This window comes from Chlorobium sp. (genome assembly GCF_021740465.1).
Lineage (GTDB): Bacteria > Bacteroidota > Chlorobiia > Chlorobiales > Chlorobiaceae > Chlorobium.
Genome location: NZ_JAIOZR010000036.1, coordinates 1 through 9,237 on the forward strand (window position 1 = coordinate 1; position 9,237 = coordinate 9,237).

Annotated in this window: 12 protein-coding genes; 4 read left to right on the forward strand and 8 right to left on the reverse strand. The window is 52.3% G+C overall.

Annotated features, from left to right (window positions below):
• The coding region (locus K9G39_RS10980; protein ID WP_292004970.1) for a M23 family metallopeptidase at positions 1–707 on the forward strand (707 nt) is incomplete at its 5' end.
• Between the two features lie 645 nt (positions 708–1,352).
• On the opposite strand, the gene arfB is transcribed toward K9G39_RS10980, so the two are convergent.
• The 8 genes from arfB to K9G39_RS11020 all read right to left on the reverse strand — a co-directional run bounded on the left by arfB (position 1,353) and on the right by K9G39_RS11020 (position 5,293).
• Entirely contained in the window at positions 1,353–1,778 is a 426-nt protein-coding gene (gene arfB / locus K9G39_RS10985; protein WP_292004971.1) for an alternative ribosome rescue aminoacyl-tRNA hydrolase ArfB, read from the reverse strand.
• A 19-nt stretch (positions 1,779–1,797) separates the two neighbouring features.
• A complete protein-coding gene (locus K9G39_RS10990) occupies positions 1,798–2,388 on the reverse strand; it encodes a haloacid dehalogenase (protein WP_292004972.1) in 591 nt (196 codons plus the stop codon).
• Entirely contained in the window at positions 2,385–2,615 is a 231-nt protein-coding gene (locus K9G39_RS10995) for a hypothetical protein (protein ID WP_292004973.1), read from the reverse strand. Before K9G39_RS10995 ends, K9G39_RS10990 begins: the two co-directional genes overlap by 4 nt.
• Positions 2,616–2,831: 216 nt before the next feature.
• Positions 2,832–3,761: a phosphatidylglycerol lysyltransferase domain-containing protein gene (locus K9G39_RS11000; RefSeq protein ID WP_292004974.1), complete on the reverse strand. Its 930-nt coding sequence runs from the start codon at positions 3,759–3,761 to the stop codon at positions 2,832–2,834.
• 55 nt (positions 3,762–3,816) lie between these two features.
• A complete protein-coding gene (locus tag K9G39_RS11005; protein WP_292004975.1) occupies positions 3,817–4,020 on the reverse strand; it encodes a hypothetical protein in 204 nt (67 codons plus the stop codon).
• 341 nt (positions 4,021–4,361) lie between these two features.
• Positions 4,362–4,598, reverse strand: a complete 237-nt coding sequence (locus K9G39_RS11010) for a hypothetical protein (protein ID WP_292004976.1) — start codon at positions 4,596–4,598, stop codon at positions 4,362–4,364.
• A 52-nt stretch (positions 4,599–4,650) separates the two neighbouring features.
• The gene (locus K9G39_RS11015; protein ID WP_292004977.1) at positions 4,651–4,980 is read right to left on the reverse strand and encodes a hypothetical protein; all 330 of its coding nucleotides are present in this window, start codon (positions 4,978–4,980) and stop codon (positions 4,651–4,653) included.
• A gap of 85 nt (positions 4,981–5,065) precedes the next feature.
• Positions 5,066–5,293 carry a chlorosome envelope protein B gene (locus K9G39_RS11020; RefSeq protein ID WP_292004978.1) on the reverse strand — a complete coding sequence of 76 codons (228 nt, stop codon included), beginning with the start codon at positions 5,291–5,293 and terminating at the stop codon, positions 5,066–5,068.
• Positions 5,294–6,039: 746 nt separating this feature from the next.
• Here K9G39_RS11020 and K9G39_RS11025 point away from each other — a divergent pair.
• From K9G39_RS11025 to K9G39_RS11040, 3 genes are all read left to right on the forward strand, one after another.
• Positions 6,040–6,270 carry a Nif11 family protein gene (locus K9G39_RS11025; protein ID WP_292004979.1) on the forward strand — a complete coding sequence of 77 codons (231 nt, stop codon included), beginning with the start codon at positions 6,040–6,042 and terminating at the stop codon, positions 6,268–6,270.
• Between the two features lie 152 nt (positions 6,271–6,422).
• The gene (locus K9G39_RS11035; protein ID WP_292004980.1) at positions 6,423–7,823 is read left to right on the forward strand and encodes a radical SAM protein; all 1,401 of its coding nucleotides are present in this window, start codon (positions 6,423–6,425) and stop codon (positions 7,821–7,823) included.
• Between the two features lie 303 nt (positions 7,824–8,126).
• Positions 8,127–9,101 (forward strand): NAD(P)H-binding protein, encoded by a 975-nt coding sequence (locus K9G39_RS11040; protein WP_292004981.1) that lies wholly within the window; start codon positions 8,127–8,129, stop codon positions 9,099–9,101.
• Positions 9,102–9,237: the final 136 nt, after the last annotated feature.

Below are 9,237 nucleotides of genomic sequence, written 5' to 3' on the forward strand. Positions count from 1 at the left end.
TGACAAGTTCTCTCAAAAAAGTGCCTCCGAAGGGTCATCGGAGACTACAGGGCAGCAACAAGAAGCTGCATAACCAACCGGTGGGTTACCACCTTAAACTTGACCTTTTTTTGTCTGCTCAATGGGGTCCACTTCATTACGACGAGAAAGGCAATGCACTCGAAGCTTCCGAAAGAAGCGCACAATTCGTCCAGCCCTGCAGTTATTCCAGGATTTCAAGCGGTTACGGCTACAGGGTTCACCCTATCCGCAGAACGCGCCACTTTCACGGCGGAGTGGATATGGCCGCACGCTCAGGCACTCCGGTAAAAGCCGTTGCTGACGGTACCGTGATGTTCAGAGGCCATAAAGGCGGAGCCGGCAACATGATTACCCTGAAACATCCGGGGGGATACCACAGCCAGTACCTGCACCTGAGCCGGTATGCCCCGAAAGCCGGCAACGGCAGCAGGGTACGCCAGGGCGAGATTATCGGATATGTGGGCTCGACAGGCAGTTCGACCGGCCCGCATCTCGACTTCCGCATGATCCATAACGGCAAACCGGTCAATCCGCTTGCCGCACTTTCGACCTCGAAGCCGGAACCCGGACTCTCAAGACGGGAAAAAGCCAACCTTCTGGCTGAGATTTCAGTGCTGAAAGCACAGCTCGACAACAGCCGGGTGCTTGTTGCCGGAACAACGAAAAAACCCGTTCCTGTTATGTAGGATACCATCGCAGGGACGGCTTGCCGTCCCTGCATTTGCCCTTTGTGGGGCATCCTGCGCTACCGATATATCGTCCCTACGGCTCCCAGGGTTTCACCCTGCGCTACCGACATGCCGCACCTACGGGGCTGGGGAAAAACCACAAAAACCCATATTTCGGGAACATGCCGTTTCTACCGATATGCCGCCCCTACGGGGCTGGGCACCGGCACACCATCTTCTCTTCAAACCCCGTAGGGGTGCAATATCGGTAGACACAACCCGCCATCCCCCACCTCTTCAAGCTCCGTAGGAGCGCCATAACGGTTACGCCGGGTGACAACCCGGCGACACACACGCGCAAAACCCATATTTCGGGAACATGCCGTTTCTACCGATATGCCGCCCCTACGGGGCTGGGGAAAAACCACAAAACCCATATTGGGGGGGGCTCCGTTTCTACCGATATGCCGCCCCTACGGGGCTGGGCACCGGCACACCATCTTCTCTTCAAACCCCGTAGGGGTGCAATATCGGTAGACACAACCCGCCATCCCCCACCTCTTCAAGCTCCGGAGGGACTGAAATCCGGAAACGATTCGCCTACTGACTACTGACTACTGACTACTGACTACTGACTACTGACTACTGACTACTGACTACTGACTACCGCTCCCCCTCATCGATCCCGCCCCGCCGCATCGCCTTGACCTTCGAGCGCCTTGTCTTGCTCTCCAGCCTTTTTTCCAGGGAACTCCTGGTCGGTTTTGTCGGCTTTCTTTTTACCGGAACATGCATTGCCCGCTGCAGGAGTTCCTGCAGGCGGCATAACGCGTCCTCCCGGTTTTTCTCCTGACTGCGGTAGCGCTGCGCCTTGATGACGATTACGCCTTCAGAGGTGATCCTCCGGTCTTTCAACTGCAGAAGACGCTCCCGACAGGCTTCCGGAAGGGAGGATCGCCCGATATCGAAGCGAAGATGAACTGCGGTTTCGACCTTGTTGACATTCTGTCCGCCGGCGCCCTGGGAGCGCATGGCGTGCAGCTCGATCTCGCTGTCGGGTATCTGTATGGATGGGGTGATGGAGAGCATGGCGCGCGTTTGATGCTGTTTACAAGTAGTTCAGCCGGTCGAGAGTCTCCGGCCAATTTTTGAAGAGAAGCGTCCGGATACCGCAGGTTTCGGCGCAACTGCAGTTATCCTCGCGGTCGTCGATCAGGATGAACTCCCCTGCCGCCCTCCCGGCGGCCGCCAGCAGCTCCAGGAATGCCTCCCTCTCCCGTTTGAGCCAACCGTGTTCGAAGGAAAGCCAGTACTGCTCGGCCTGTTTCAGCTCAGGACAGCTGTTGAAAAGAAAGGTCACATGCAGAGGATCGGTATCGCTCATGATCCAGAGCGCATGGTTTTCGCGAAGTCGCCGCACAGCATCTCCGGCTTCAGGCTTCGGGCTGAAAATATCCTGCCATGCTGTTTTCAGATCGCGAAGCGGCATTGGCTGGGTGTCGGGGTCCCCTGCGATCAGGCCGAGATAGTCGAAAGGAGCCACGAGACCCCTGTCGAAACGGCTTTTCAGCTCGCTTGTGCAGTAGCGATCGAAAATACGCGCCGCGCCCGACTCCCGGTCTCGCGCAACCGACCTGCAGAATCGCTGGAAATCGACATCGACGATTACGTTGCCTATATCGAGGAGAATGATGCTCATGGTTGTAGCGATGGAAACAGGAAATTTGCGGAATTGTTTGCCGTCATGTCGGGTAGTACCTCTTCGGGGCGTTCTATCGAACAGCCGGGTATGTGTTTCACGGGCGCAGCCTTGCGGAGTTCGACAAGAAATGCTATCAGGTTCGCCTGAACCGGCAGCAGTTCGAAAAACATGATGAATTTCCTGAAACGGTCTGCATTGACGATACCGGGCGAAGCAGCAAGCAAGCCCGGCGTATTGATGGGCTTGCTTGCTGCTTGCTATATAAGATAAAGATATGCAAACTTGGGCGTATCCCAGAGCGTCATTGGGCAGCATCGCTCCATATCGTCAGCAACCGCTCATCCCGTTCGACGCTGTCAATGGAGATCATCGCATTCGCACCAGACCATCTCGGGAAACTTCAGCTTTTGCACAAGACGCTCGTCCGAAAACGGGTATGTTCAGGAAGGAAAAATCCATTGCCGCAACTGGTCGAGAGACTGATGCACCAGCAAATCCGTAAAGCCCATTGCCGTGGCAAGTTCCGCGAGCATGAGCGGTGACGGTGTGCAATTGGTGCACAGCGCAACCGTCCGCCACTCGGGGGCAAACTTGTTTTTGAAACGGTAAAGGCCTTCATAGTCGTAAGCATATTTGCAGCAGGAAGCCAATGAAACCATAAACTGCTCCATCGAAGTGAGTGGCTCTTCCGACGGCTGCATTGGCATCAGAAATGGTACCTCCCCAAGACTCCACTCATGCAAGCCTTCGCGTTCGAGGATTTCAAAAATACCGGCAACAAGACATTCCATAATATCTCCGGGAGCATGCCGGTGCCTCAGCATCAGCTCCGTATGCACCGCTGCCGGCCCTCTTTCCGAAAGCGTCATCGCCGCAAGCCACTGGCCTGAAAATGAACGGAACACGAAGCTGCGACATGCAGCTGCAGGCTCATCCCTGAACAGGTGCTGCAGCTGGGGTTTCCCTGCGTGTTTCGTCTCGCGCCGGAATTGCCCGAATAGCCGCCTGTTTGCATCATGCAAGGATATTTCTTCTACGAATCCGTGTTTTTTGCCCCTTGCAAGCGAACCGGCAACGGCTTTCCCCTCGATATGCGGTTTATGCAAATCGAGAACGGCTTCCGCACCCGTTCTCAGGAGACTGCAATTTCCGGATGCGAAATAGGCCCCTATCGCAGAAGGGCATCCGCGAAAAACATACCCGTCAGGATATGAACATGAGAGGTCTTCGAAAAGAATCTGCGCTGAATACCCGTGAGGAATATCCGCGCAGGTAATCCATCGGGTTCGGGAAAACGGAAGGGTGATGTCACGGTAAACCGGGCGGATAGCGTCTACCCGCTTCCAGCTTAGCGGAAGAAGTTCATGCATACAGCTGTCCGGATCTTCTGAGGCCAGGTAAACCGGAACTTACGCAATTCCGGGCTCAATGTTTTTTCGGCCCATCTCCTTTTTGCTTCAAAGGATTTTCCATACCCTGAAATGCTTCGGCAGCCTTGAAAACAAGTGAACCGGCGGCAAAAATTCCGAGTCCGACCACGGCGAGACCGGCAAGACCATGCAGGAGAGGAGGGGCGACAGGAGCGAGCAGCGCTGCCCCTCCGGCAACTCCTACCGCGTTTTTCACCATATTTACTGTATCAGGTTGACCCATATCGACAATCTCCTGTTTTACTGTTGACAAATATCGGATTTCACAAACCGCAAGAACCGGCAACCCGGTAGAAAGGAATTCTCCGGGAAATACTATTTACCCGTCAGAACATCTCCCGTTCTCTCTGTCGGCTCGTGAACAGATAGTGGACATAATCTCTCTCAAGCAACAGCCATTTTATGCAATACCAGCCAAACCACAGCTGCCGCACTTTTCTTCGATCCGATAACATGATGCTCCTTAAAATTATATTCCCGGAAACCCGCTTTTCAGATTTGAAACCGCGCATCCATGCCACATCCGGATATGTTCATTGATCAGTTGAGCTTGGGTTCGCATTTCCGGCTTCCTATCGTCAGCGTCTTGCCATACTTTTCACCGGCAACAAAGCCTTCAATAAAAACGATCTCTGCAAACTCTTCGAGCGTCATGCCCATATCGATTTCCTGACAGAGGTAATTCTCCATTTTATACGGCTTCATACTTTTGTTCATCTTTCTCACGTATGAAGTCCATGCCCCTTTTACCGCCTGCATCCATAAAATTCTTGACATGGCTTTTTTTTAAGAGGTTATAAATCCATCAAATACCGCCCTGCGATTATCATCAGATGATGAGCGCATCGGCCTTTGGGATGCCGCATTCTTCGCCTGCCGGCACATTCGGAGCAACCGTAACGGTAACGGGAACAGGCAGCTCCGGAAGAGCTTTACTGAAACCGGTGGACGGCCCGCCAATCAGGCCTTTTGTCGCCTTAAAAATTTTTCTGACAAGGGGACTCACTACAGATGAAACCGCCGCATAACCAACTCCTGTAATAACGGCGCCACCGACGGCATGCAACAAAAAGGGCAGGCCAACAACGGGGGCCATCATAGCCAAGCCTTTTATCCCATCTGAGGGAACCTGAAAGGGCAACGTATCTGATCCGGACATGGGTCGCGTTGTATGTTAAATGTTGATGTGAATTAAACGGGAAGCACCCTGCGACGCAGGGTGCTTCCCGCTCTGCTGATACCTCTTATTTTTTCGGAGCGATTGCCGACGACAGGTTCTGCAATACCTGGTTAACGGCATTGACAACGTTACCGACAAGTTCAATGGATGTTTTACTCAGCGGTTCGAAAACCGAAGTGGCCGACTTGATGCCACTATTCACCAGATCTACCTGCATTTGACCAATCTTTCCAACCGATTCCATCAGGTTGTTGACTGCGCTCGCGTACTCGCTGGATGTTTCGTTTGCCATAGCTGTTATGGTTTATGGTTTGTAGAGATTATTTGACTGGAACAGAAAAACGCACAATAGAATCGGATTTATCGCCTGACCGGATAACCTCGCAATACCGCGTTCGGGTTGTTCCAGCCCTTTGGCAGGCACAACCCGCCGGTTACCCTGGCAGGAATGGTCCGTTAGCGTATAAATGACAAAAACTGACTATAATAATACTATAAATCTTACTCGGAATATCTATAAGGAACGGGAAATCAGCTCTCTTCCCGAACACGAAGAACCCGCCGAAAACACGCTTCGCGACTTGACTCTATCTCTATAGAATCAGGGGGTGTATAAGCAGCGCCAGCAGGATCGCTTACCAGACAGGATGATCCGATATGATTTTATCATTTTTATGATATTTATAACAAAAGTAATATATTTTTTTAAATTTGAAAGCCTGTGTGTGAGGAGGCTTCCGTACGGTGTCGTTCGGAGCCTCCGACTGGCTGCAAAAAAAAGACGAAGTGATTATGACCTTCAAAAGGCTACATGGCGGTGAACATAAAAAGACTTTCAAAATCCGGTTACCTCTCGACGCGTCCATCACCCCCGAACCGACAGCCCGAATCACAACCTCAAACGATCTTTCCTGGCCGGAGGGCGAAGAAAGAGGTGCCCTCGGAAAGCCTGCCCAAACGTATCCGAAAAGTCCGAACTGTCGCTGTGGATTTGCGACGGGAACTCAGGATGAAATCAACCAACCTGGAAGTAACGATATGACAATAGCTCAGTCGAAAGCATTGTTCGAGCGGCTGCAGGCGGATGAAATTTTCCGCAACAGGATTCTGGCTGCCGACGGAATGGAAAAATGCATGGAACTCATCGAATCCTGCGGCTTCGACTGCTCAACTGACGAGGTGCAGATGGCGCTGAACAAGTGCGCCACGAATATCACTTCCGACACCTGCGGCAATTTCACATTATGGGGCAACAGAATACCCGGATGAACGGACACTGGTGGTTGTCGGCGATTATCTCGAAAATGTCTGCAAGCGCACCAGAGGGCTCGGAGCCAATACCTATCGGCATCTTAACGGCGGCATCAGCATGGCCGGCGATTTAATTCAGCAGTAAACACGACTACCAGAGAGCAGACAGGATGACCGTAGAAAACACACGAAACACCGGAACGACGCTTCATGATGTGATTGGAACATCCCTGAAGCAACTTGCCGCGGAAAAGAAAAACAGAAAAAAATGGCTCCTCATCCAGCCAAAAAGCTCTACGAGCATGATGGTCGATTCAGGAAGCGTCAGCATGCCGCTGAATCTGATCATGGTCGCCACGCTTGCCGCTGAACTTTTTGACGTAACGCTCATCGATGAACGTACCGGCGATCCGGTTCCTGAAGATTTCTCGCCTTATGACGTTGTAGCCGTCACCGTCCGAACGCTCAATGCCTCCAGGGCTTACATTATAGGCGACAGGGCCCTTGCCCAGAAAAAAATCGTTGTGCTTGGCGGCGTACACCCGACCATGATGCGGGAAGAAGCTGCAGGGCACTGCACCAGCGTGGTTTACGGCGAGGTGGAATCCGTATGGGGCGAACTGGCCCGCGATATTCTGCAGGAAACCATGAAGCCTCTCTATCAGGCACACGAGCTGAAACCGATGACCATCATGCGGGGCCCGGATTTCAGCTACGCCCTGAATTCGGAACATGCCTATAAATACAGCTCGCGTATCCCTGTTTTAGCCACCAAGGGATGCCCTGTAGGATGCAACTTCTGCACCACACCCACCATATACGGCAAAAGCTACCGGTACCGGGAAATCGATCTCGTACTCGAAGAAATGCAGTACCACCAGGAACGACTTGGAAAAAAGAGGGCGACCTTCTCGTTCATGGACGACAACATCAGTTTCCGACCTCAGTACTTTACCGAACTGCTTGAAGGCATGTCGGGGATCGGCGTGCGATGGAACGCGAACATATCCATGAATTTCCTGCATAAACCCGAGGTGGCGGAAATCGCCGGACGGTCGGGATGCGATCTGATGAGCATCGGTTTCGAATCGCTTAACCCCGATATCCTCAAAAGTATGAACAAGGGGGCCAACCGCCTCCAGAACTATTCGACGGTGGTTGACAACCTTCACAGGAACGGCATCGCCATCCATGGATACTTCATGTTCGGCTTCGACGACGACAGTGAAAAGAGTTTCGAGGCAACCTATGATTTCATTATGCAGAACAGGATAGAGTTTCCGGTATTCTCGCTTGTCACGCCTTTTCCGGGAACACCATACTATGAAGAGATGAAACCAAGGATAAGGCACTTCGACTGGGACAAGTACGACACCTATCACTTCATGTTCGAGCCCAGGAAAATGCAGGGGGAAAAGCTGCTCGAAAACTTCGTAAAACTTCAGAAAGAGGTCTATAAAGGAAGGGCCATCATGAAACGGATGCAGGGAAAACCGCTCAACTGGGTCTGGCTGGCCAATCTCAAAATGCATGCGTTCACCAGAAAACTGAACCCCGGCATGTATCTGTGAACATCGCCAAGCATGAGAGCGCCCGGCCAGGGGAACGACAATGCATCCCTGCGCAATTAACTGCCTGATCCATTCAATAAAAAATCATCAATAGCTCCACAATGCACACAGACTCGTTCAACTACACGACCATTATCGCTCCCGTAGGCTTTTTTTTGGAGGAATTCTTGTTGTTCTGCTGCTGAACAAATTTATCGGCAAACAATCCTCTCCGCAGAAGCCTGACTGAATGCACGGCTGCAGCGATGCATGCGCATTTGTGACGCTCATGAAGCACTCTTTCCAATAAAATTCAAGGTACCATTGAGTTCTCTTTCAGGTATTTCCGGCAATAGTTCAGGTCAACGGACAAAGAGGGTATTTGTCGCTGGCGCGACAGGATATATCGGAAAATTCGTTACAAGGGAACTTGTTGCAAGAAAATACGATGTGGTAAGTTTTGCCAGGGAGCGTTCGGGAATTGACGGATCCGCTTCAGCCGGGCAAACCCGAAGAGAGCTGGAGGGGTCCGAGGTACGCTTCGGCGATATCTGCGACATGGAATCCCTGATCGGCTCGGGCATCCGCGGTGAACGGTTCGATGCCGTATTCTCATGCCTGACCTCACGCAGCGGTGGGGTAAAGGACTCCTGGATGATCGACTACAAGGCAAACCGCAACGTTCTCGACGCGGCAAAAGCCGCAGGAGCGAAACAGTTCGTTCTGCTCTCGGCGATCTGCGTTCAGAAACCGATGCTTGAGTTCCAGAGAGCCAAGCTGAAATTCGAACATGAACTCCGGAATTCGGGTATGACCTATTCGATCGTACGACCCACAGCTTTTTTCAAGTCCCTGGCCGGACAGGTGGACGCCGTGAAAAAAGGAAAGCCTTATGTGATATTCGGCAATGGAGAGCTGACCTCGTGCAAGCCGATCAGCGAGTCCGACCTTGCGCGCTTCATGGCCGACTGCCTTGAAGACCCGTCGAAAAGAAACGAAATCCTTCCCGTAGGCGGACCCGGAGAGCCCATCTCTGCGAAAGCACAGGGGAAACTGCTTTTTGAACTGCTGGGAAGGAAGCCGAAATTCAGAAAAATCCCGCTCGGGGTTTTCGATCTGACCATTCCGGCGCTGAAACTGCTATCGAAACTGTTCCCGATACTGGAAGACAAAGCGGAATTCGCCAGAACAGGACGGTATTACGCTTCCGAGTCGATGCTGGCGTTCGATCCGGAAACGAAAACGTACGACGGTGCGGCGACGCCTTCCTTCGGGAACGACTCGCTCAGGGATTTTTAGGCTCCTCGCTGTTTCAAGTGGGTGATGATATCAGAAGCGTATATTGTGGTGTAACCAACTAAGCCAGTAACCAGTACGCTCATGAACGACCTTACCCTTTTTCAGATGGCCTTGGGACTTGAGTCCCCATGGTATG